The organism is Sphaerisporangium aureirubrum (assembly GCF_042658925.1).
GTDB lineage: Bacteria > Actinomycetota > Actinomycetes > Streptosporangiales > Streptosporangiaceae > Sphaerisporangium > Sphaerisporangium aureirubrum.
Window position 1 is genome coordinate 169,233 of sequence record NZ_JBHSRF010000003.1, and the last position, 22,677, is coordinate 191,909.

The 22,677-nt window shown below is 68.7% G+C and carries 18 protein-coding genes, 1 tRNA gene and 1 pseudogene; 12 read left to right on the forward strand and 8 right to left on the reverse strand.

What is annotated here, in order from left to right; translation table 11 throughout:
- Positions 1 to 40 precede the first annotated feature (40 nt).
- Entirely contained in the window at positions 41 to 697 is a 657-nt protein-coding gene (gene phoU / locus ACFP1K_RS03515) for a phosphate signaling complex protein PhoU (protein ID WP_380746991.1), read from the reverse strand.
- A gap of 175 nt (positions 698 to 872) precedes the next feature.
- Between phoU and ACFP1K_RS03520 the strand changes: the two genes are divergently transcribed.
- Both ACFP1K_RS03520 and ACFP1K_RS03525 read left to right on the forward strand, forming a co-directional pair.
- Complete coding sequence (locus ACFP1K_RS03520) at positions 873 to 1,988, forward strand: sensor histidine kinase (protein WP_380747079.1); 1,116 nt, start codon at positions 873 to 875, stop codon at positions 1,986 to 1,988.
- Entirely contained in the window at positions 1,985 to 2,674 is a 690-nt protein-coding gene (locus ACFP1K_RS03525; protein WP_380746992.1) for a response regulator, read from the forward strand. Before ACFP1K_RS03520 ends, ACFP1K_RS03525 begins: the two co-directional genes overlap by 4 nt.
- Before the next feature lie 56 nt (positions 2,675 to 2,730).
- Here ACFP1K_RS03525 and ACFP1K_RS03530 read toward each other — a convergent pair whose 3' ends face one another.
- Positions 2,731 to 3,366, reverse strand: a complete 636-nt coding sequence (locus ACFP1K_RS03530) for a copper chaperone PCu(A)C (protein WP_380746993.1) — start codon at positions 3,364 to 3,366, stop codon at positions 2,731 to 2,733.
- A 263-nt stretch (positions 3,367 to 3,629) separates the two neighbouring features.
- On the opposite strand from ACFP1K_RS03530, the gene ACFP1K_RS03535 reads away from it, so the two are divergent.
- The 3 genes from ACFP1K_RS03535 (at position 3,630) to ACFP1K_RS03545 (ending at position 5,128) form a co-directional block, all read left to right on the forward strand.
- Entirely contained in the window at positions 3,630 to 4,112 is a 483-nt protein-coding gene (locus ACFP1K_RS03535) for a CarD family transcriptional regulator (RefSeq protein ID WP_114028347.1), read from the forward strand.
- Between the two features lie 23 nt (positions 4,113 to 4,135).
- Positions 4,136 to 4,594, forward strand: coding sequence for a 2-C-methyl-D-erythritol 2,4-cyclodiphosphate synthase (ispF, locus tag ACFP1K_RS03540; RefSeq protein WP_380746994.1), 459 nt, complete (start codon positions 4,136 to 4,138; stop codon positions 4,592 to 4,594).
- A 264-nt stretch (positions 4,595 to 4,858) separates the two neighbouring features.
- Entirely contained in the window at positions 4,859 to 5,128 is a 270-nt protein-coding gene (locus tag ACFP1K_RS03545) for a GlsB/YeaQ/YmgE family stress response membrane protein (protein WP_380746995.1), read from the forward strand.
- A gap of 286 nt (positions 5,129 to 5,414) precedes the next feature.
- On the opposite strand, the gene ACFP1K_RS03550 is transcribed toward ACFP1K_RS03545, so the two are convergent.
- Positions 5,415 to 6,677 carry a DUF2637 domain-containing protein gene (locus ACFP1K_RS03550; RefSeq protein ID WP_380746996.1) on the reverse strand — a complete coding sequence of 421 codons (1,263 nt, stop codon included), beginning with the start codon at positions 6,675 to 6,677 and terminating at the stop codon, positions 5,415 to 5,417.
- Positions 6,678 to 6,978: 301 nt separating this feature from the next.
- Here ACFP1K_RS03550 and cysS point away from each other — a divergent pair, with 301 nt between their 5' ends.
- The 3 genes from cysS (at position 6,979) to ACFP1K_RS03565 (ending at position 9,499) form a co-directional block, all read left to right on the forward strand.
- A complete protein-coding gene (cysS, locus tag ACFP1K_RS03555) occupies positions 6,979 to 8,376 on the forward strand; it encodes a cysteine--tRNA ligase (protein WP_380746997.1) in 1,398 nt (465 codons plus the stop codon).
- Positions 8,377 to 8,397: 21 nt separating this feature from the next.
- Positions 8,398 to 9,387, forward strand: coding sequence for a 23S rRNA (guanosine(2251)-2'-O)-methyltransferase RlmB (rlmB, locus tag ACFP1K_RS03560; RefSeq protein ID WP_380746998.1), 990 nt, complete (start codon positions 8,398 to 8,400; stop codon positions 9,385 to 9,387).
- A gap of 39 nt (positions 9,388 to 9,426) precedes the next feature.
- Positions 9,427 to 9,499, forward strand: a tRNA-Thr gene (locus ACFP1K_RS03565).
- Positions 9,500 to 9,564: 65 nt separating this feature from the next.
- Here ACFP1K_RS03565 and ACFP1K_RS03570 read toward each other — a convergent pair.
- Positions 9,565 to 10,017 (reverse strand): tyrosine-type recombinase/integrase, encoded by a 453-nt coding sequence (locus ACFP1K_RS03570; protein WP_380746999.1) that lies wholly within the window; start codon positions 10,015 to 10,017, stop codon positions 9,565 to 9,567.
- Between the two features lie 557 nt (positions 10,018 to 10,574).
- Between ACFP1K_RS03570 and ACFP1K_RS03575 the strand changes: the two genes are divergently transcribed.
- Positions 10,575 to 13,274 (forward strand): RICIN domain-containing protein, encoded by a 2,700-nt coding sequence (locus ACFP1K_RS03575; protein WP_380747000.1) that lies wholly within the window; start codon positions 10,575 to 10,577, stop codon positions 13,272 to 13,274.
- Positions 13,275 to 14,079: 805 nt separating this feature from the next.
- Here the strand turns inward: ACFP1K_RS03575 and ACFP1K_RS03580 are convergent.
- Both ACFP1K_RS03580 and ACFP1K_RS03585 read right to left on the reverse strand, forming a co-directional pair.
- Positions 14,080 to 14,571 carry a DUF4265 domain-containing protein gene (locus ACFP1K_RS03580; protein ID WP_380747001.1) on the reverse strand — a complete coding sequence of 164 codons (492 nt, stop codon included), beginning with the start codon at positions 14,569 to 14,571 and terminating at the stop codon, positions 14,080 to 14,082.
- A 196-nt stretch (positions 14,572 to 14,767) separates the two neighbouring features.
- Complete coding sequence (locus ACFP1K_RS03585) at positions 14,768 to 17,989, reverse strand: tetratricopeptide repeat protein (protein WP_380747002.1); 3,222 nt, start codon at positions 17,987 to 17,989, stop codon at positions 14,768 to 14,770.
- Positions 17,990 to 18,262: 273 nt separating this feature from the next.
- Here ACFP1K_RS03585 and ACFP1K_RS03590 point away from each other — a divergent pair.
- The 3 genes and pseudogenes from ACFP1K_RS03590 to ACFP1K_RS03600 form a co-directional block, all read left to right on the forward strand.
- A pseudogene (locus ACFP1K_RS03590) lies at positions 18,263 to 18,511 on the forward strand (hypothetical protein); the annotation flags it as partial.
- Between the two features lie 39 nt (positions 18,512 to 18,550).
- On the forward strand, positions 18,551 to 19,210 hold the full coding sequence (locus ACFP1K_RS03595) for a PaaX family transcriptional regulator C-terminal domain-containing protein (RefSeq protein ID WP_380747080.1): 660 nt from the start codon (positions 18,551 to 18,553) through the stop codon (positions 19,208 to 19,210).
- Between the two features lie 298 nt (positions 19,211 to 19,508).
- A complete protein-coding gene (locus ACFP1K_RS03600) occupies positions 19,509 to 20,738 on the forward strand; it encodes a cellulose binding domain-containing protein (RefSeq protein WP_380747003.1) in 1,230 nt (409 codons plus the stop codon).
- 526 nt (positions 20,739 to 21,264) lie between these two features.
- Here ACFP1K_RS03600 and ACFP1K_RS03605 read toward each other — a convergent pair.
- The gene (locus tag ACFP1K_RS03605) at positions 21,265 to 21,396 is read right to left on the reverse strand and encodes a hypothetical protein (RefSeq protein WP_380747004.1); all 132 of its coding nucleotides are present in this window, start codon (positions 21,394 to 21,396) and stop codon (positions 21,265 to 21,267) included.
- A gap of 30 nt (positions 21,397 to 21,426) precedes the next feature.
- On the reverse strand, positions 21,427 to 22,527 hold the full coding sequence (locus ACFP1K_RS03610) for a hypothetical protein (protein ID WP_380747005.1): 1,101 nt from the start codon (positions 22,525 to 22,527) through the stop codon (positions 21,427 to 21,429).
- Positions 22,528 to 22,677: the final 150 nt, after the last annotated feature.

Consider the following 22,677-nt stretch of genomic DNA (forward strand, 5'->3'; position numbering starts at 1 on the left):
CACGGCCGCCGGCCGTGCCCCGTCCCTCTTCGACGCCTCGTCAGTCGATGGAGTCGGGGTCCCGGCTCCCGGTGACCAGGTAGACCACGTCCCGGGCGACCCGCACGGCGTGGTCGGCGTACCGCTCGTAGTAGCGGCCGGTGAGCGTGATGTCGATGGCCGGCTCGATGCCGTGCGACCACTCCTTGGACAGCAGCACCCGGAACAGCCGCCGGTGCAGCCGGTCCATCTGGTCGTCGTCGGTCTCCAGCTCCTTGGCGAGCTCGATGTCCTGGCCGATGATGCAGGTGCCGGTCTTGGTGACCAGGCGCTCGGCGATCTGGCCCATCTCCAGGATGGTGTCGCGCACCTCCGGCGGGATCGCCGACTCGGGGTGGCGCATCCGGGCGATCTTGGCGACGTGCTCGGCCAGGTCGCCCATGCGCTCCAGGTCGCTGCCCATCCGCAGCGCGGTGATGGCCGTGCGGAGGTCCACGGCGACCGGCTGCTGGGTGGCCATGAGTTCGTAGATCGAGGTCTCCAGGTCCGCGTAGATGCGGTCGACCTCGGCGTCCTGGGAGATGACGCTCTCCGCGAGCTGCAGGTCGGCGTCGAGCAGCGCCGTGGTGGCCCTCGAGATGGCCGAACGGACAAGGCGGGTCATCTCCACCAGGCGGTCGGTGAGAGCGTTGAGTTCGTCGTGGAAGGCGTCGCGCATGGCGCTCACGCTACGCGCGGGATCGTGAACGAACTTCGTCCAATAGGTGAACTCTCCAGGAAAGGGGCCTGCCGGGGTACCTGACCGGCGGGAATCGACACCTACCATCGGAAGCGTGAGTGAGATCGTGGCGAGCCTGGCAGCGCTGGCGGGGTTCGTCGTCGGGGCGATCGCGATGATGGCGGTCCGCCCGCGCGACAAACAGCCGTCCGGCCCGGACGAGAACACCGACAACATCCTTCCGCAAGGAGTGGCCTCGGTTCTCGCCGTGCTGCCGTCGTCGGCCGTCGTCCTCGGCCGGGACGACCGTGTGCTGCGGGCCAGTTCGGCGGCCCGCGCCTTCGGGCTGGTCAAGGGTGATCAGCTCACCGCGGCCGAGCTGCTGGCGCTGGCCAGGCAGGTCCGCCGCAGCGGCGAGATCCAGGAGAGCGAGATCGAGGTCGCGGGGAACAGGTTCGGCGTCGAGCCGACCACGTTCGCCGTGCGGGTGGCGCCGCTCGGCACCCACGGCCAGGTGCTCGTCCTCGCCGAGGACCAGACCGAGCGCCGCCGGGTCGAGGCGGTGCGCCGCGACTTCGTCGCCAACGTCAGCCACGAGCTCAAGACCCCCGTCGGCGCCCTCAGCCTGCTGGCCGAGACCGTCCAGGACGCCGCCGACGACCCCGTGGCCGTCACCCGCTTCTCCGGGCGCATGCAGCACGAGGCCGCCCGGCTCACCTACCTCGTCCAGGACCTGATCACCCTGTCCCGGATCCAGGGCGGCGAGCCGATCCCCACCCCCGGCCGCGTGCCGGTGGACGAGGTGGTGCACGAGGCCATCGACCGCTGCGGCACCCGGGCGTCCGCCAAGGAGATCTCCTTGGTGGCCGGCGGCACCGAGGGCCTGCGCGTCTGGGGGGACGACGAGCTGCTCGTCACCGCCCTGCGCAACCTGATCGACAACGCCGTCGCCTACAGCCCCGAGAACACCCGGGTCGTGGTGTGCGCGCGGGCGGTCGGGGACACCGTCGAGGTCAGCGTCAGCGACCAGGGCATCGGCATCCCGGAGAGCTCGCTGGAACGGATCTTCGAGCGGTTCTTCCGGGTGGACCCCGCCCGGTCCCGGGCGACCGGAGGCACCGGCCTCGGGCTCGCCATCGTCAAGCACGTCGCCGTGGCCCACGGCGGCGAGGTGACGGTCTGGAGCAAAGAAGGCTCCGGCTCCACCTTCACCCTTCGTCTACCGGCTTTCGGCGGCGCGGCGATGGCCGTGCCGGACAGCACAACTAATTCCCTGGAGGCCGCGCAGTGACCCGCGTGCTCGTCGTCGAGGACGAGGAGTCGTTCTCGGACGCCCTGTCCTACATGCTTCGCAAGGAAGGGTTCGAGGTGGCGGTCGCGACCACGGGCCCGGAGGCGCTGGACACCTTCGACCGCAACGGCGCCGATCTGGTGCTGCTCGACCTGATGCTCCCCGGCCTGCCGGGCACCGAGGTGTGCAGGTCGCTGCGGCAGCGGTCCAAGGTGCCGGTGATCATGCTGACCGCCAAGGACAGCGAGATCGACAAGGTGGTGGGCCTGGAGCTCGGCGCCGACGACTACGTCACCAAGCCCTTCTCCTCCCGTGAGCTGGTGGCCCGCATCCGCGCCGTGCTGCGCCGGCAGGGCGACCTGGAGGAGATCGACTCCGCGGTGCTGACCGCCGGCCCGGTGCGCATGGACGTCGACCGGCACATCGTCGCGGTGCGCGGACGGCCGGTGCAGCTCCCGCTGAAGGAGTTCGAGCTGCTCGAGGTGCTGCTGCGCAACGCCGGGCGGGTGCTGACCCGCGGGCAGCTCATCGACCGCGTCTGGGGCGCCGACTACGTCGGGGACACCAAGACCCTGGACGTCCACGTCAAGCGGCTGAGGGCCAAGGTGGAGTCCGACCCGTCCAACCCGCGGTGCATCCTCACCGTGCGAGGGCTCGGTTACAAGTTCGACCCCTCAGAGGTGTAGAAACGTGAAAGGCCTCCCGCCCCGTGCCCGGGGTGGGAGGCCTTTTCGCGTTCCGCTCAGGAGCTGGCGGAGGGGTCCGGGGCCGGGGTGGCGCTGGTGCTGGGCACGGCCGTTGCCGTCGGTGTGGGGGCGGTGCTCGGCGCGGTGCTCGGCGCGGGGGAGAGGCTGGAGTACTCGCGGCTGCGGGTGACCACCGGGACGATCATGTTGACGTCCCCGGCGTTGCTGAAGCTCAGCGTCAGCACCAGGGACTCGCCGCCCAGCAGTTCCTTCGGGGCGCCCTGCAGGACGTACTTGGACGTGGGCGTGCCGGTGTTCACGAGCTGCCCAGGAGGCAGCGTGAGGGGGCCGGGGGCCTTGACCGTGCCGCCGCCCTGTCCGGCCACGGTGATGCCGTTCAGGGTGTCCGGAGCCGCGCCGTAGTTCACCATGGAGAGGAAGAGGGGCAGCGCGCCGCCGGCCGGGATTCGCGCGCCCGACTCCGGGCCGAGGAGGAAAGCTTGCGGGATCTTGATGCCGTTCCTGCCGTACGTCTTGGCGGAGCCGCTGCTGCCCATCAGCACGTTGGCCTCGGTCGGGGCGTAGGCGTTGCTGGTGTTCGCGTCGGGCCCGGCGCCGCACGCGGCCAGCGCCGGGGACAAGGCGAGCAGCGCGGTGACGACGGTCACCCGGCGACGGCTGGTGCTGGTCACTGTTCGGGGTCTCCTTGGTGCACACGGGTATGGCCAGTGGCCCACCTTATCGGCGCCGGCCACCCCTCCCGAAGCCGGGCCGGGGGCACCGCGAGGGCCGTCTCAGCGCAGGTCATCAGCCGTTTTTCCAGGGCGGATTCACAATGCCGCGCGGTTGTCAAGTCCCAAATGGAGGCTTTGACCTGCAGTTATGTTGATTTCACTGTTCCGGGAGGGGACTGACGCGTGGTATCCTGGAGTACAGCGGAAGGGGTACTTGTCACATGACTTTCCAGGTCGGCGACACTGTCGTCTACCCCCACCACGGGGCTGCTCGAATCGAAGCCATCACGACCCGCACCATCAAGGGCGAGGATAGAACCTATTTGGTGCTGAAGGTCGACAAGGGCGACCTTACCGTTCAGGTGCCGGCGGAGAACGCCGAGCTCGTCGGTGTGCGTGACGTTGTAGGCCAGGAAGGCCTGGAGCGTGTCTTCGATGTGCTGCGCATGCCGCACACGGAAGAGCCCACCAACTGGTCCCGCCGCTACAAGGCCAACCTCGAGAAGCTGGCGTCCGGTGACGTCAACAAGGTGGCCGAAGTGGTGCGCGACCTGTGGCGGCGCGACAAGGAGCGCGGGCTGTCCGCCGGCGAGAAGCGCATGCTCGCCAAGGCCAGGCAGATACTGGTCAGCGAACTCGCCCTCGCCGAGAAGACAAACGAGGACAAGGCGGAAGCCCTCCTCGACGAGGTCCTGAACTCCTGAACACATCACTACCACTGCCAAGGGTGGGCATCGGCGTCGATGTCCACCCTTTCGCATTCGGACGTGAGCTCCATCTCGCCGGGCTCCACTGGCCCGGCGAGATGGGGCTGTCCGGACACTCCGACGGCGACGCCGCCGCACACGCCTGCTGCGACGCGCTGCTGTCCGCCGCCGGCCTCGGTGACCTCGGCGCGCTCTTCGGCACGGCCGACCCCCGCTGGTCCGGCGCCTCCGGCGTCGCCCTGCTGGAGGAGACCGCCCGCCACCTGCGTGCCGCCGGCTTCACCATCGGCAACGTCGCCGTGCAGGTCATCGGCAACCGCCCCAAGCTCGCCCCCCGGCGCGCCGAGGCGGAGAAGGTCCTGAGCGCCGCCGCCGACGCCCCCGTCGCCCTCAGCGCCACCACCACCGACGGCCTGGGCCTCACCGGCCGGGGCGAAGGTGTCGCCGCCATCGCCACCGCGATCGTCTTCCCGTCCTAGGTGTCCTAGGTAAGGATTCCGTGGCGGCGACGGCATCAACCGGCCCCGCCCGCGAGCCGTCGTACTAGCGGGATACCTAAGGCGGGTGCACAGCCTCACGAATCCTTTGGACGGCGTTCCGCTCACCGGCGCGGGTGCACGGGGCGCCGTCCAACTTTCTTTACCGCTCTGACCTGCGGTTTCGAATTTTCTAGGAATAGTCCTCCACGACGGGGTAGCCATCAGTTCAGCGTGAAGGTGCGACCCTCACAGGGGAGGCTCAATATGTCCATCGAAACCATCCTCGGCGCGATCGTGATCGGTGCCGTCATCGGTGCTCTCGGCCGCTTGGTCCTACCGGGCCGGCAGCCCATCGGATGGCTGCTCACCATCGTCGTCGGCATCGTCGCCGCCCTAATCGGTACGGCCATCGCCCAGTACATCGGCGTAGCCACCACCGACGGCATCGACTGGATCGAACTGGTCCTCCAGGTCGTCCTCGCCGTCGTAGGCGTGGGCCTCGTCGCCGGCCTCCGAGGCCGCACAAGGGTCTAACCAAAAACTGCCAAACACCCACCCACCCAAAGACCCGCCCGGCCCAGCCGGGCGGGTCTTCCCCATCCCGCCCCCACACCTCGGCCCCATCGCGTCCCACCGCGAACTCGGCGCCGCCGTACGGAGGTCAACCCATGGTGTGCGCGGCGCCGGTGAAATGGTCCTCGCAGAGGGCGCGCTCCGCGCGGAAAGCCGCAAGGGCTGTGCTCCTGCGGGGGACACCCCCGCACCCCCGGCCCCTGCCGGGCTCATCGTGCTCCACCGATCGGTCCTCGACCGGAAAGGATCACTCCTCCGGTGGCAGCGGAGTGCTGCGCATGCGTCCGGACGGCGGGGCGGCGGTCTCCTCCGAGTACGCCGGACGCCGTGGAGCGTCCTGCGGAGAGGCGACCTCCTCGGGATCCGCCACCCAGGCGCCGTGCGCGGGATCGGGATCCTGCTCCCCGGCGGGCAGCCGGGCGGAGTCCTCGCGCAAGCTCGGGTACGGCTGAGTGTCCACCTCGACGCCGACAGGCTCCTCCGTGGCAGGCCCGGCGTCGGCCTCGTCGCCCCGCTCCACATACAGGCCAGGGTCGTACTCGTCGTCACCGGTGAACGCCGGATAGGGCTGGGTTCCCCCACCGGCCTCCGGCTCCGCGACCCCGGGCAGAGGATGCACCAGTACGTCCCCACTGGCGGGCCGCATCAGATCCCCCCACCGCAGCGGAAGATCGGGCTCCCGCCCGCCACGCGGCTCAGGCACCAGCGTCTCGTCCTTCCCGGCCCTGTCCCGCCACTCAGGCTCGTCCACGACGAGAGGCGATTCATCCCGGGGCGGCGGCAACTGATCGACGGTAGGCGTCTCAGGGGCAGGCGTAGGCCCCACGACAGGCTCCGCCTCAGGAAGGTGCCGAGCGGCCTCCTCCCGCTCCTGAGCGGTCACAGGCTCCTCCAGCGGAGGCGCCTGCACGGGATCCCGGACCTCGATCACCGGATCGGCGGCCACCGGAGCAGTCCGATCGCCCCCGAACGGCACAAGGTCCTCATCGCCCGGCCCAAGATCAGCGATCTGAGGCGCGCGAACGGACAACAGCAGCAGCCACAACCCGAGCACCAGCAGAGCCCAGGGCAGCACCGCGACCGTCACCGCGGCCTCCCGGGGATTGATGGTGGCACCCGTGGCAACGACGGTATTGGCGGTAGCGGCGGCCACCACGAGTACGGCGAGAACGAACCCCGCCTGAACCCGGGCAGGCCAACGCCGCGACCGCAACAGAAAGACACTGATGAGCGCGACAGCGAGCAAAGCGCTGAAGCCCGCCGGATAGAGATACGCGAGATCCCCCCGCGCCCCCCCGGTCATGGCGAGCGCGCGCAGCGGTTCGAAGGACAACGTGCAGGCGGCCCCGGCCAGCCCGGCGACGGCGAGCACGGCGACCGAGGTCCCGAGGCGGCGGAGCGCGAGCGCGATTCGGCTCGGCTGCGGCGCGGGAACGGCCGTGGCGGGGGCGGGCGAGGGCTCAGGACGGCGGGTCGCCGGAACCGCCGTCAGAGGAGGGGTGACGTCCATGGCCCTTCGAAGCCTACAGAATCACCGCAGCCCCGGCCGGTGCGCACGCCGTTCCGGCCCTCGTGGCGCGCCCCGGACCCCGGGTTGCGGTCGTGCTCTCCGCGATGTTTCGGCCCGGTCAAGCAAACCGGTAAATACCGCAAAGAGGTATATATCCTCCGGGCGAACCACTCCTTCACCGGAGAAGACACGCACCCAAGCGGTACGGGTGAAAAGAGCGCCGGAATCACTTTGGTTTTACAGCCGTGTGAGGTCGGGCAACATGTCCTGTCAGAGCCTGAGAGGCATTAGCCTTGCGTTCGTGAGCCTGCGCCTATACGACACCAGCACCCGTGCGGTCCGCGAGTTCGTCCCGATCCAGCCGGGCCGGGTATCGATCTACCTCTGCGGGGCCACGGTGCAGGCTCCGCCGCATGTCGGCCACATCCGCTCCGGCGTCAACTTCGACGTCCTGCGCCGCTGGCTGGGGCGTTCCGGTTACGACGTGACATTCTGCCGCAACGTCACCGACCTCGACGACAAGATCATCCGCGTCGCCGCCGAAGAGGACGTGCCGTGGTTCGTGGTCGCCGAGCGTAACCAGCGCGCGTTCACGTGGGCGTACGAGGCGCTCGGCTGCCTCCCGCCCACCGTCGAGCCCCGCGCCATGGGCCACATCCCCGAGATGATCGAGCTGATGCAGCGGCTCATCGACAAGGGCCACGCCTACGCCGCGGGCGGCGACGTCTACTTCGACGTGATGTCGTACGCCGAGCGGTACGGCAAGCTGTCCAACCAGCGCCCCGAGAACATGCGGGCCGCTGGCGACACCGACAACGAGTCCTGCAAGCACGACCCCCGCGACTTCGCCCTGTGGAAGGGCGCCAAGCCCGGCGAGCCGACCTGGCCCACCCCGTGGGGCCCCGGCCGCCCCGGCTGGCACCTCGAATGCTCCGCGATGGCCACCAAATACCTCGGTGAGACCTTCGACATCCACGGCGGCGGCGTCGACCTGATCTTCCCCCACCACGAGAACGAGGTCGCCCAGTCCCAGGCGGCGGGTGACGGCTTCGCGCGCTACTGGCTGCACAACGGCATGCTCAAGATCGGCGCCGAAAAGATGAGCAAGTCCCTCGGGAACTCCCTGCTCATCCCGTCCATCCTGACCAAGGTCCGCGCGGTCGAGCTGCGCTACTACCTCGTCTCCGCGCACTACCGCTCCGTCATCGACTACTCCGAGGAGTCGCTGGCCGAGGCCGCCGTCGGCTACCAGCGCATCGAGGGCTTCGTCACCCGCGCCGCCGAGGTCATCCACGACGTCGACGCCGCCGCCCCGCTGCCCCAGCCGTTCGTGGACGCCCTGAACGACGACCTCGGCGTCCCCCAGGCCCTGGCCGTCATCCACGAGGTCGTCCGCGAGGGCAACGTCGCCCTGGCCAACGGCAACAAGGAGCAGGTCGCCCGGCTCCTCGCCGAGACGCAGAACATGCTCGACGTCCTCGGCCTGGACCCCCGCTCGGCCCGCTGGCGCGAGTCCGGCGGCGACCACCGCACCCGCGAGACCGTCGCAGCCCTCGTCCGCGTCGCCCTGGACCAGCGCCAGGCCGCCCGCGCCCGCAGGGACTACGCCGCCGCCGACGCCATCCGCGACGAGCTCGCCGCCGCCGGGGTGATCGTGGAGGACACCCCCGCCGGCCCTCGCTGGGAGCTGGCGCACTGATCGCACCGGTAGGCTTACAGCATGGCAGGTGCGGGTAAAAGCTCCGGGGCATCCGGCGGCAAGCGGAAGGGCCCCACGCGGGGCACCGGCGGCAAGGGCCGAGGCTCTCTGACGGGCAAGGGCGCCACGCCGCCTGCCCATTTGCGCCACTGGTACAAGGACCGCCAGCCCCCCCGCGGCGCCGCGGCACGTTCAGGCGACCAGCCCGACCGTCCCGACCGCGAGCGCCAGCCCGTCCGCCGCCGCAAGAGCGAGGACACCCCCGAGGTCATCGGCGGCCGCAACCCCGTCGTAGAGGCCCTCCGCGCCGAGATCCCCGCCAACGTCCTGTACGTGGCCGCGCGCGTCGACAACGACGACCGCGTCCGCGACGCCATCAAGATGGCCGCCGACCGTGGCATAGCCATGCTGGAAGTCAGCCGCGACAAGCTGGACAGGCTCACCGACGGCGGCATCCACCAGGGCCTGGCCCTCCAGCTCCCCCCCTACGAGTACGCCCACCCCGACGACCTGGTCGACCGCGCCGAAGACGCCGCCGAGATCCCCTTGATCCTCGCCCTGGACGGCGTGACGGACCCCCGCAACCTGGGCGCCATAGCCCGCTCCGCCACCGCCTTCGGCGCCCACGGCATCCTCGTCCCCTCCCGCCGCTCCGCCGGCGTGACGGCCGGCGCCTGGAAGACCTCCGCCGGCACCCTGGCCCACCTCCCGGTCGCCCGCGCCGCCAACCTCACCAACACCCTGCGCGACTACCGCACCCGAGGCCTCTTCATCGTCGGCCTGGACGGCAACGCCGACACCACCATCGCCAACCTAACGCTGGCCGCCGAGCCCCTGGTGGTGGTAATCGGCTCCGAAGGCAAGGGCCTCTCCCGCCTGGTCCGCGAAACCTGCGACGTAATAGCCCGAATCCCCATCCGAGCCGCCGCCGAGTCCCTCAACGCCTCAGTAGCCGCCTCAATCTCCCTCTACGAACTAACCCGCCTAAGAGACTCACAACCCCATCCCTGACGCCCCCCACCGTCTCCACTAAACTCAACCGCACCACCCGCCGACGTAGCTCAATCGGCAGAGCAACGGTCTTGTAAACCGTAGGTCAGGGGTTCGATTCCCCTCGTCGGCTCCCAGCTCAAAGGCCCCTTGCGATCTCCACAAGAGGCCTCTTGCTAACACCGTTGCTAACAGCCGCTATGCGGCGGCGCCTTTGACGGCGGTCGCGAAGATGCCGGCAGCCGCCGCCATCTGTTCAACGATCACATGTGCGTACACCCGAAGCGTGATCGCCGGGTCGGTGTGCCCGAGCCGCGCGGCGACCACGTGAACCGGGACGCCGGCCAGCAGAAGCGTCGTGGCGTGAACGTGCCGGAGGTCGTGAAGTCTCGCGTGGGGGAGAGGCTTGTCGGGCTTGGGGCGATCCTTGGGGGCGTTGTACGCGGCGACGAGCTTGGCGACCAAGGACGTGACGGTGTCCGGGTAGATCGGTTCGCCGGACCGCCTGGAGGCGAAGCTTGGTGGTGAACTCGTCTTCGGCGGTCCCTCACCGGCATAGCCCGGCGTGCGGTCGAACTCCGCATGCCGTGGGCGGGAGCCCTGCCTGGCAGGCGAGCAGGAAAACTGGTCGTCGACGTGTTGTGGACGCAACGGTCGCCCGAGTTCGGCGGTGAAGACGCAACCGCTGTCGCCGCTGTTGTAGCGGTGCAGGAAATCTCCGAGGGCATCGGTGCGTTCGTCATTGCTTGCGCAGGGCCGTAGGTGGGGCCCATTCCTCTACCAGGCGTCCGACGGCATCGAATCGATTCGTTTGGTTGTGAAAGTTCGACACAGGTCTGGATGGTCCTGAGCATGCCGATTCTCGATCTTGGAACCGTGTTCGAGGTGTCCAACGCAGCCTGAAAATTACACGACGTCTAGGACCGCGTGGTCTCATCAGGTGTGATGGGAGCCAGACGGCCGAAGTGATCCGATCTCTGTGGAACCCTGAGCATTGACAGGTGGGACCTGGGCCTTAAGTGTGATGTCCGGCCATGCCGTCGAACCGATACGACGCTCCCATTACGAGGAGACAGGATGCCTCCCGCAAACCGTCGGCTTTCGCCGACGAACGGCGACGGCCTGAACGGCCGGGCGGTGGCGCTCGCGGAGGGGCGGCCGGACCCGGGAAGTGCCTCACGAACGGGATTCACCCGAAAGGATTACCGATGAAGCGGAGCGACCCCTTCTCCCGTCCTCGACGTACGGCGAGCAGGTGGCCGGCTGTGGTGGCGGCCCTGCTGGTCGCGACGATCGGGGCTCAGCCGGCTGTCGCGGCACAGCGGTCCGCGCCGTCGGAGTCCACCGCGACGGTCGCCGCCGCCGCTGGGGACATCGATGGATTCACCGCGGGCAATGCCGCGGTCGCTTCGGTCGATCTCGCCGGGACGTGGAGTTTCACGCCGGCGGGCCGGTCGACGACCTCGATCAGGGTGCCCGGAGGCGGCTGGTACAAGCAGGGGTTCACCGATGTGTCCCAGGCGGTGTACTCGCGTACGGTGACGGTGCCGGACTCGGGGCAGCCGCAGTCGGCGTGGATCGAGTTCGGCGCCGTGAACCACCAGGCGACGTTGTCGGTGGACGGCCGGGTGGTCGCGACGCAGATGACGGCCTTCACTCCGTCGAAGTTCGACATCAGCGCTTACGCCGCGCCGGGTACCACTCATACGATCAGCGTCGATGTGAAGGGCCGCGGCGCGTTGAAGGCATCCAACGGCCGGTACCTGGTGCCCGACGCCGCCGAGTGGTCCGAGGCGGTACCGCAGGGGATCTATCGTTCGGCGTTCCTGCGGGTGTATCCGGCGGTGTACGTCAGTGACACGTTCGTCCGCACGTCGGTGGCGAATCAGACCCTCGGCTACGACATGTGGGTGACCAATACCTCGACCAGCGCTCGATCGGTGACGGTGACCGGCGAGCTCTCCTCCGACGGAGGCGGGACGTTCTCCTACCCGGCGCTGCCGTCGCGCACCGTGACCGTGGGGGCGCGGTCGACGGCCAAGGTGACGGTCGATTCCGTCGCGTGGAACCTCGGCAGCGCCTCGTACTGGTGGCCGAATGTCCCCTACCGGTCGGGCTACCGAGCCCAGCTTCACCGTCTCAAGGTTCACGCCGCGACCGACGACGGCCGCACGAGTGACGCGACGTACCGGTTCGGGTTCCGGGAGGCCACCCAGAACGGCGAGTACTACTACCTCAACGGCGTGCGCGTGAACTTCCGCGGCGACAACCTCCAGGGTGCCGACTACGACCGGATCAACAACGGCGGCAAGGGCGACGCCTACGACACGCTGCCCGGATTCCTGCCCCCGTCGTCCGGCAACGGCGGCTGGCCGCAGGCGGTGGACAACTACCAGCGGCTCAACTACAACGTGGTGCGCATCCACCAGGAGCCGGCCAGCCCGTACATGTTGGATGTCGCCGACGAGATGGGCCTGATGATCATCGACGAGGTCGCGATCCGCGGCTCCCAGTCCGGGCAGGATTGGATCTCCGGGCACGACAACATGGTCAACCACGCCCGTGCGCTGGTCCTGCGCGACCGCAACCACCCCGCGGTCATCCGCTGGAGTCAGAACAACGAGCCGAACCAGAGCGGCCAGGATTCCGAACAGTTCGAGAAGGACCTGTACGCGGCGATGAACGGCGCCGACGGTACCCGGCCGATCATTGTCGAGCTGGGCGTCGGCGCGAATCTCAACATGTATCCCGGGATGACGTACGCCAACTTCGCGGTGATCTCGCACTACGTCGACGGCTTCGGCAGGTACGGGGAGGGCCTGATCACCGTGAATGGGCGGCCCGAGGGCGAGGGCGAGTACATCTGGCCGGCATGCAACAACAAGCAGGGCTTCGAGTGGTTCGCCACGGCAACCCTGGCCAAGCGCGGCAAGGGCGCCGCCGATCTGCGTCCGTACACGCTGCTGTCCGCCTGGGCCAGCGTCGTGCCCGGCGTGCGGAGCACCGACTTCACCCCGGAGGAAGGCGGTCACCCTATCTACGGCGCGGACAACCTCCCGGACCCCTGGAGCAACCCGCAGATCCAGCGCGTGCAGGCGGCGTTCAACCCGGTGGCAGCGGTCGACCTGCCGTACTGGTCCGCCTCCGGCGCCTCGGACTCCAACGGCACCTTCCCTCTGCCGCAGGCCGTGCCCACCTACGCCCGGAACGCCACGGTCACTCGCAACATCACCGTCTTCAACGACGACTTCGCCGACACTTCGGTGGGCTTCACCTGGACGGCGCGGCTCGACGCGCCGAACGGCGCGGTCGTCGCGTCCGGAAGCACGACCCTGACCGTCCCGCTCGGCTCGCGGGTCACCCAGCCGGTGTCCTTCACCACCCCGGCCACCGGCAGCCGCGTGTACCTGCAGCTGTCGACCACGAAGTCCGGTAGCCCCGTCTTCACCGACGCGGTGGAGTACTTCAACCTCGGAAGCGGCGGAAGCGGACCCGCACCGGGCACCTACCGCATCGTCAACCGCAACAGCGGCAAGCCGCTCGCTGTCGCGGGCAACTCCACCGCTGACGGTGCCAAGGTGGTCCAGCAGAGCGGCAGCGCCACCTGGACCATCGCCACGACCTCCGACGGCTCCTACACCCTCAAGTACGTCCCGAGCGGAAAGATGCTCGACGTCAACGCCGGCAGCAGCACGGCCGGGCTGCAACTGCAGCAGTGGACGGCCAACGGCGGCACCAACCAGATGTGGTATCTACGGTCCACCGGCAACGGCTACTACACCATCGTCAGCCGCAACAGCGGACTGGTGGCGGACGTCTCCGGTGCTTCGACGAGCGACGGGGCGCAGGTCGTGCAGTGGGCCGCCAACGGCGGGAACAACCAGCAGTGGCAACTGACCCAGAGTTGACCGGACGACCCGGTTCGCGCCTGCTGCCGCGGCGTTGACCGTTACCCCTGGCCGCTCGGCCCTGCGGCCAGGGGTAACGGCGAGATGTCAACTCCGAACGTCGGCAAGCGACCACCACCGAGCACCTTCATCGCGCATCCCCGTGGGGGCGATAAGCCGCCTCCGGTGCGCCGGGTGATGATTTTGCTAACGCGGATGCTAACTGCGTCCCGAGACGGCCGTAGACGTCGACAGAAGACGATCAAGCCAATCAGCCCGCTGAGCAGGCAGGAAGAGACGCTGAGGGACAGAAGTAGACGATCTTCTTCCGGCTTGTAAACCCTAGATCAGGGGTTCGATTCCCCTCGTCGGCTCCCAGCCCAAAGGCCCCTAGGAGTGTCCGCCGGGGGCCTTTCGCCAACACCTCTGCTAACACGCGCTACGCAGCCGTCCGGCCGAAGGCGAACTCGCCGTGGCCTCCCACATATACGCCGCCCACCGGTGAAAAGGCCCTTCGCTCCGCTCAGGGCTGTCCTTCCCAGGGGGCGCCGCCCCCCTCGCCCCCCGAACGCGAGGCACAAGCCTTCCGCGGCGGTTGTCCTCCAAAGATCCACAAAGGGAGAAGTCCCTGGGCCGCCGACCTGTACAGACGCGCCCGCGACCGCAGCAAACGTCACCTCCAGGCCGTCTGCATCCCTCGGCCGAGGATGGCTGCGCGTCATCCACGCCTGCTACCGCGACGGCACACCCTACGACCCCGCCGTCCACCACACGCGACACGACACGGCTACCGCCTATCAACTACCAACACAATGACTAACAATCCTCAGAAGTCGATCTCCCAGAAGAGTGCGCCGGCCTCCCGTGGGCCCGTGAGAATCTTCACCAGTGAATCTGGTCCGGTGCCGGGAGGCAGGTCGACGGACAGATAGGTGCCTTGCAGCCACTCGTGGGCCAGGCCGGATGCCACGACCTTGCCATGCAGCAACTCGTGGAGTTGGTCACGTTGAGGGTGCCGCTGGACCAGGGCGACGCGCAAGGTGCGGTGCCCGGACTTCTCAACTACGGCGGACACCACGTGCTGATCATTGATGGTCACGATGTCGCGGTGGCAGATGCCGTATGTGAAGAACGGCAGGCAGGCGATCTCGAACCTGTCTGGTGAGAGCTGGTGGGTCCACAACTGTTCGCGCCAGCCGTCCTGCCGCTCCGATAGGTCGGCGTGGATCATGTAGTTACTGGCCCCACGGCCAATCGGGTTGTCGTGCGTGATGATAGTGATGACGCGCCTCCCCGGGAGAACGGCCAGTGCGGCCATGCTGCAGCAGATGGCGGGCGGTCGGCTCAGCGGGGTGCTGCGAGCCGACGCCAGCAGACGAGGCCGTCACCAATCCCCACCCTCACCACGCGACTGACCAGCAAACGCACCCTGGCGCGCAAAGGTGTTGACTCAGGGAACTGCCGCGGCCCTCCTTCGTCGGACCTTGCCATCGGGCAACGTGGCAAGGTCCTGCTTAACCCTTGGGATGTGATGCCGCATGTGGGGGCATGAGACGGTTTGCTTCCTCAAGAGCCTGTGAAGCCTCGGCTGGGCGCCCCAGCGCCAAGTACATGAGACCGAGGTTGTTCAGGGTGCCGGCTAGGCCGGGGCGGTAGCGGTCGGGGTAGCGTTCGGCCAGCTCCCGCCTGATGGTGACGGCCTCCTGGGTGTGGTGGAGGGCCTCAGCGGGGCGGCCCAGCGCCGAGAATCGGACGCCGAGGTTGTTCAGGGAGCTGGCGAGGTCGGGGCGGTAGCGGTCGGGGTAGTGCTCGGCCAGCTCCCGGTAGATGGTGAGGGCCTCCTGGGTGTGGGGGAGGGCCTCAGCCGGGCGGCCCAGCACCGAGAACAAGTTGCTGAGGTTGTACAGGGTGCCGGCGAGGTCGGGGCGGTAGCGGTCGGGGTAGCGCTCGGCCAGCTCCCGCCGGATGGTGAGGGCCTCCTGGGTGTGGGGGAGGGCCTCAGCCGGGCGGCCCAGCTCCGAGAACCAGGCGCCGAGGTCGTTCAGGGAGGTGGCGAGGTCGGGGCGGTAGCGGTCGGGGTAGCGTTCGGCCAGCTCTCGGTAGATGGTGACGGCTTCCTGCGTGTGGGGGACGGCTTCAGCCGGGCGGCGCAGCGCCGAGAATCGGACGCCGAGGTTGTTCAGGGAGGTGGCGAGGTCGGGGCGGTAGCGGTCGGGGTGGCGTTCGGCCAGCTCCCGCCGGATGGTGAGGGCTTCCTGGGTGTGGGGGAGGGCCTCAGCCGGGCGGCCCAGCGCCGAGAACGTGATGCCGAGGTTGTTCAGGGAGGTGGCGACGTTGGGGCGGTAGCGGTCGGGGTGGCGCTCGGCCAGTTCTTGGTAGATGGTGAGGGCTTCCTGGGTGTGTAGGAGGGCTTCAGCCGGGCGGTCCAGCTCCGAGAATCGGCCGCCGAGGTTGGACAGGGTGCCGGCGAGGTCGGGGCGGTAGCGGTCGGGGTAGGACTCGGCCAGCTCCCGGTAAATGGTGAGGGCCTCCTGGGTGTGGGACAGGGCCTCAGCCGGGCGGACCAGCTCCGAGAACCAGATGCCGAGGTTGTTCAGGGAGGTGGCGAGGTCGGGGCGGTAGCGGTCGGGGTAGGACTCGGCCAGCTCCCGCCGGATGGTGAGGGCTTCCTGGGTGTGGGATAGGGCCTCAGCCGGGCGGCCCAGCTCCGAGAACCACATGCCGAGGTTGTTCAGGGTGCCGGCGAGGTTGGGGCGGTAGCGGTCGGGGTGGCGCTCGACCAGCTCTCGGTAGATGGTGACGGCCTCCTGGGTGTGGGGGAGGGCTTCAGCCGGGCGGCCCAGCTCCGAGAACCGGCCGCCGAGGTTGGACAGGGAGCCGGCGAGGTCGGGGCGGTAGCGGTCGGGGTGGGACTCGACCAGCTCCCGCCGGATGGTGACGGCCTCCTGGTCGTGGGGGAGGGCTTCAGCCGGGCGGCCCAGCTCCGAGAACAAGACGCCGAGGTTGGACAGGGAGGTGGCGAGGTCGGGGCGGTAGCGGTCGGGGTAGCGCTCGGCCTGCTCTCGGTAGATGGTGAGGGCTTCCTGGGTGTGGGACAGGGCCTCAGCCGGGCGGCCCAGCGCCGAGAGCCAGACGCCGAGGTTGGACAGGGAGGCGGCGAGATTGGGGCCGTAGCGGTCGGGGTGGGACTCGGCCTGCTCTCGGTAGATGGTGACGGCCTCCTGGGTGTGGGATACGGCCTCAGCCGGGCGGCCCAACTGGGCCGTCAACGTCCCTACCATCGACAGCCAGTAAGCCCGCTCGCTGCTGTGCTCCCCGGCGGGGAAGCTGTCCAGAACTTTGCGGGCCAGAATCGCGCCCGCTTCGGCCAGCAACAAGGACGGGTAGGGAATCGCTCCGGAGATCGCCGCCAAGGTGTCTCGTGATGCCTCCAAGTCCGCCGCCACCTGCGCCACCAACGGCACGATCTGTTGCAGCAACTCCTGCGCCGATTCGTAGTCGACCGACGCTCGTCCCAGAACGATCAACGCTTGACGTGACTGTACGACGTCCACGTCGCTCAGGCATCGTTGCGCCAGCTCGGGTGAAGCCGCCAGCTCCTGTGTCACGTGCAACTCGGCCAACCGGTCCGGCCGTAGCGAAGCCAGCCATTGCCCGCTGTCGGCATCAGGTGGGTACACGCCGCGCAGCCAGTCGGCCACGCGGCCCGATTGCGGCGCCTCAGGGATCCGCGCCAACAGGCTCACCGCCTCGGTGCGGTCGCGAGCTCCCAGCAGGGACGCCGTGGCCACCAATTGGCGCAGCATCGTCGAAGTCAACCCGAAAGGTCCCGCACACAGGCCGTTCGCTTCCGCGCTGCGCTGCCAGAACTTCCGCTCATGCCCCAACAACTCCGCCAGCACCTCGGCCAGGTCGACGTGAATCGTGCCAGTCCCCGGCGCCTGCTCGGTTTCCAACACCGCCACCAGCGCAGCCGCGTGCAGATCAAGAATCCGCGCCTGAGCAAAGCTAGAGGCGAGCACGATGTCCGGGACGTGTGCCAAGCCGCGTAGCCGAGCGAAGTCCGCAGCCGCAGCCGCCACCACCTGCGCATCAGAGACATCAGCATTGACCCGCGACGCCAACCCCATGTGCTCCACGGTCGCGCGTGCGTGCACCTTACGGACCGGCGGCTCCCCCGTCCCCAGCCGTTCCCACCACTCACCGGCACTGCGCGCCAGCAGCAACAACCGCACCTGCCTGCCCTGATCGGCCACTACCGAGGCCAGCAACTCATCAAGTCCCGTCCGCGTCTCGGCGTAATCCACCACCAGCAGCACAGGGCCATCAGAGCTCTGCCGGAAGCGGTACAACGCCGTCGACTCCTGACGCTCCCCGACCTCCCAGACCGCCCAGCCGCGATCATGCATCCGCGACGACAGCTCCAGCATCAGACGCGTCTTGCCGACACCGCCCGGACCGGTCACCAGCCGCACCCGCGCCGCGGCCGGATCGGCGCACCAGTTCTCTAACGTGCGCAACTCCTCAGCGCGGCCGAGAAACGTCACCACCTCACGACGCGCCGTCAGCAACGTCGCGGGTCCCCGATCCAAATCCGTCAGCGCCGCCGCCGACACCGCGTCATCCATCGCCCGTCGCCGCGCCACCACTGCGTCGTACACGGTCGGCCCGAACGCCCCCAGCGCGCCACCGATCGCCGCCCCCAGCACAGCCGCCAACGTCTTGCCATCGGTCACCGCGCCGGCAACACCTCCGGCCAGCGCCAGCCCAACCCCCACCAGCAATGCACGCCTACCACCCATACCGCCATCAGTAGCCCACCCGACCACCTTCCGCGCGCGGAGTTACGAGATAGCAACCCACGGTCAGATCTGGTCCGGCCGTACAGCACAGCGCCATACGCCATCAGGCACCACCACACATCTGAGCAGGAGCCTTTGTGTCCTCCGGGTTGACGGCGCGGTTGTCGTTGTGCGGTGAGGGGTGTTGTTGTGAGGCAAGCTGATGGCGTGAGTGGTCATGTACCTTCGGACGATGCCGGGGTCCCGCGGGCGCAGGCCGGCCCCAACCCGCAGCATCTGCTGACGACCTTGCTCGGTGAGTATCTCGACTCCTCGGATGCCGATCTTCCGTCGGTGGCGGTGGTCGCGATACTCAGGGAGTTCGGCATCACTGAGTCCAGCGCGCGGGCGGCGTTGTCCCGGCTGACCAAGCGTGGTCTGATCGCTGTGCGGGGAGCTGGACGGCCGCCTGTGTATCACCTCACGCCTCAGGCGATCGCCAGGCATCGCTCACGGATGGATCATTTTCTGAGCTTCGGCGCGCGGCCGCCGCGGTGGACCGGTGACTGGGTGACCGTCTCCTTTTCTATTCCCCAGGCCGGCCAGGCGCCGCGGCACGCGGTTCGTAAGGCTTTGGGGGCGCTGGGTTTCGTGGGGCTGTACGACAGTGTGTGGATCCGGCCGGGATCGGACTCCGGGGCGGTGAGTCAGGCGCTGCACGACATCCTGGACGGCGTCGGCGGTAGTCGATGGTCGGTGATGCACACCCGGTTCGACGAGGAGGCCGGTCCGCACGGTCCGGCGGCCGCCTACGATCTGGCCGGTCTCGCCTCGGCCTACGAGGATTTCATCGCGCGGTACTCGGATCTGCGGGTGGCCGTCCGCGACGGGGAGGTGGACGCGGCCCGGGCGCTGGTGGCCCGGACCTCCGTCATGGATGCCTGGCGGAAGTTCCCGGACATCGACCCGAACCTCCCCGAGCACCTCCTGCCGGCACCGTGGCCCCGCCAGGCTGCCAGGGACCTCATGCTGGAGATCCATTCCGCTCTCGGCTCGCTCGCCGAGGCGCGCCTCATCGAGGTCGCGACACCGTACTGGCCGGATGCCGCGTCCTGGATCACCCACTTCCTGGTGTCGGAGAACTCCGTTTCGGTCCCGGCCGGCAGGGACGGCTGAACGAAACTTTCACGTGCGTCAGGGCGTTTCCGGTCTGCGCGCGCATCGCTCGGCCGACTTGGTTGACACTTAATGTCACCGCGGTGATAGTAACTGCACGTTGCTCTCATCGGCGCGTTTCGCCTGGCACGAGCGCACCTTGCAGTCGACGGTTCGCCATGTCGATCTCCAGATTCGGTCGGCGCCGACCAGCCTGGCCCGCGGTGGGAGTGGTCGTGCCGTTGTCGGGCCGCGTCGGCGTGTGCCGCGCACGCCACAACCGATTCAGAGCGCCGTCGTGACACCTTCGGAGGGCGAAATGAGAAAACGCTCGATCATCAGCGCGGTACTGGCGGCCGCGGTCGTGCCGGTCTGCGCCGGAATAATGGCGCTCACCACGACGCCGAGCGCCGCGGCGGTCGGCGGGTCGGGTCCTTACCCGGCTGATTACGAGACCTCCACCGGCCTGCCCAATCACACCATCTACCGGCCCGGAACCCTGCCGTCCGAGAAACTTCCCATTTATGTATGGGGCAACGGAGGCTGCTCCGCCAACGGGCTTTCGCAGCAGAATTTCCTCCGTGAGATCTCCTCGCACGGCTTCCTGGTCATCGCCAGCGGCGCCCCGAACGGCTCAGGCTCGACGACGTCCCAGCAGCTCACCCAGTCCATCGACTGGGCGGTCGCGGAGAACAGCCGCCAGGGCAGCAAATACTTCGGCAAGCTGGAAACCGGCAAGATCGCGGTAGGGGGGTTCTCCTGCGGGGGGCTGGAGGCCTATGCCGTCTCCAACGACTCGCGTATCACCACGACCACCATCTTCAGCAGCGGGTTGCTGAACGACGCCGACGACTACCAGCTCCGCCGGCTGACGAAGCCGATCGCCTACTTCATCGGCGGGTCCAGCGACATCGCCTACCCGAACGCCATCGACGACTGGGGCAAGCTGCCGGCCGGGCTGCCCGCGTTCATGGGCAACCTGAACGTCGGACACGGCGGCACCTACGGCCAGACCAACGGCGGCGAGTTCGGCCGCGTGGCCGTGCTGTACCTCAAGTGGCGGCTGAAGGGCGACACGACGGCCGGCACCAACTTCGTCGGCGGCAACTGCGGCCTGTGCAACACCCAGTGGCAGGTCCAGCAGAAGAACCTCACGCTCGACGGCGGCACCCCCTCCCCGTCCCCCAGCGTCACCCCGTCCCCGTCTCCCAGCGTCACCCCCTCCCCCTCCCCGTCACCCACCAACAGCGGGGCCCGGGGCTGCTCGGCGACCTACTCGGTGCAGAACCAGTGGTCCGGCGGTTTCGTCGCCGCCATCAACGTCACCGCGGTCGGCTCCGCCATCAACGGCTGGAGGCTCGCCCTCACCCTGCCCGCCGGAGCCACGATCACCTCCATGTGGAACGGCGTCAACTCCGGCACCACCGGCACCGTGACCGTCACCAACCAGACCTACAACGGCCAACTGCCGGCCGGACAGAGCACCAGCCTCGGCTTCCAGGGCAACGGTACCGGCGCCGGCGCCACCGTCACCTGCACCGCGAGCTGACCCCGACCCCCTCAGGCAGGACACACCGTAGCGGCGGGCCGGGACCGAGCTCCCGGCCCGCCGCGCGCCCGGTCTCAGGAGTGAGGGCTAGAACCCCAAGCCGAGTAGGACGGTGTGGGCGTTCTCCGGGCTGTGGACGTGTTTTGCCAGCGAGGCCCTCGTTGGCGGCGTTCAGGTACTCGATGACGAAACCGCCTGGCAGGTGCGCCGGGTCTGCCCACTCGAATGTGGCTTGCCGCCATTCCTCGTATGGTCTCGTTGGCTGGAGGGAAAGTTCTGCGCCGGTCTCTGTGGCGCGGAACTCGAGCGAATTGGTGCCGGGGCGTCGCCAGCGTAGGAAAGGGGCTCCCCAGTCGGGGGAGCGCTCGTACCAGGGGCCTATCGGGCCGTGGCTGCCGACGCTGCTGGCGGCGCCGATCGCGGTTTCCAGCGCGTCGGCGTGTTGCCGGAAGGCGGTGACCGGTTCTCCGTCCAGGGAGAGGGGGATGACCAGGCCGCGGAACTCCCGGGAGCCGGTGTACCGGTGTTAGTGATCCTTTATCGGGACCAGGTGGCAACGGCCTTCGGCCTGTAGGCGTAGCGCCTCGCCGGACCAGTCGCCGGGGTCCACCTCGTGCCACAGCCATCTGGCGGTGCCGGCGAGGTCGTCCATCCTCATACGCGGGATCTTAGGAGGGGCCGTCGGGTGCTATCGGGCGGACACGTACGTCACGAAGGAGGACTGGTCGCTTCGGGTGAGGCCGTTGTAGCAGGCGTCGTGGACGGTCGCGGTGCCGCCGGTGGTCGTCCACGTCGCGAGCAGGTTGCAGTATTCGGGGTTCACGCCGTAGGCGGTGGCCTGCACGTTGTCGGGGAGGGAGCCGACGGCGGGGAAGGTGACCAGGCGCAGGCCCGGTCCGGCGGTCCTGATGTCGTTGGTCGAGGCCAGGGAGTTGTAGTTGATCGCCGCCGGGGTGGGTGAGTACGGGCCCGGGGTCGTCGGCAGTTTGTCGAAGGTGTAGGCGAAGGTCGTCGGTGGGAGGGCTCCGCCGGTGATGGCGCGCTCGCGTTGGTAGGTGAGTGTCCAGCCGGTGTCGATTCGGGTGGTGGTCGCATCGTGGCAGATCACGTACAGCGTGTGCGCGGTGGTGGACGGGGTCCAGCTGGCCGGCTTGCAGCGCGCGGGCCGGACGGCGTTCACGGCCGTGACCTGGAAGCCGCCCGTCTGGGCCGCTGAGCCGAGTCCCGGCAGGGTGACCTGCCACAGACCTGGGGCGACGCGTGTCACGCGGTTGGTCACGCCCATCGAGTTGTACGAGCTGGCGACCGGGTCGCCGCCGGAGACGGGCTCGCTGTGGATGTAGCCGAACGCCTGGGGAGCGTTCAGGCGGCCGCTGCTCTCCGAGAAGACGACCGAGAACGATGTGAACTCCGGGGTGCCGCCGTAGCGGTAGCACTGCACCGCCACTCCCTCGTCGGCCCCCCACGGTCCCCACTGCTGGACCTGGCACCACTTCGGCTCCTGGGTGATCGCCGTGACGTGCACGACGCCGCCGAAGGGGATCCCTATCTGCGGGAACCGGACGAACACCTGGCCGGTGGCGATCGCGGCGACCGTGACGGTGGAGCCGGTCGGCCAGCTCCCCGCCTCATGGCTGAGGCTGGGGACGCCCGAGGTGACGTCGACGACGGCGAAACCCCAACGGTCGGGCGCGGCGGCGTGGGCGCTCGGGTTCGCGGCCGTGACTCCTGCCGTGAGCACCGACACGAGGCACAACATCCGGAGCAGCACGTCTCGCAACTTGCGCATGGCGTTCTCCATCGAAGCGGTGATCACTGAGAGGAGGTGCGGGGCCGGTGACCCAGGTGCATGCGGACGTGGAGCGCCGCCCTCACGTGTCCGCTTGGCCTGTTGATAACCCGGTCGAAGAATGTTGAGAAGACCCAATCTCTTCTGACC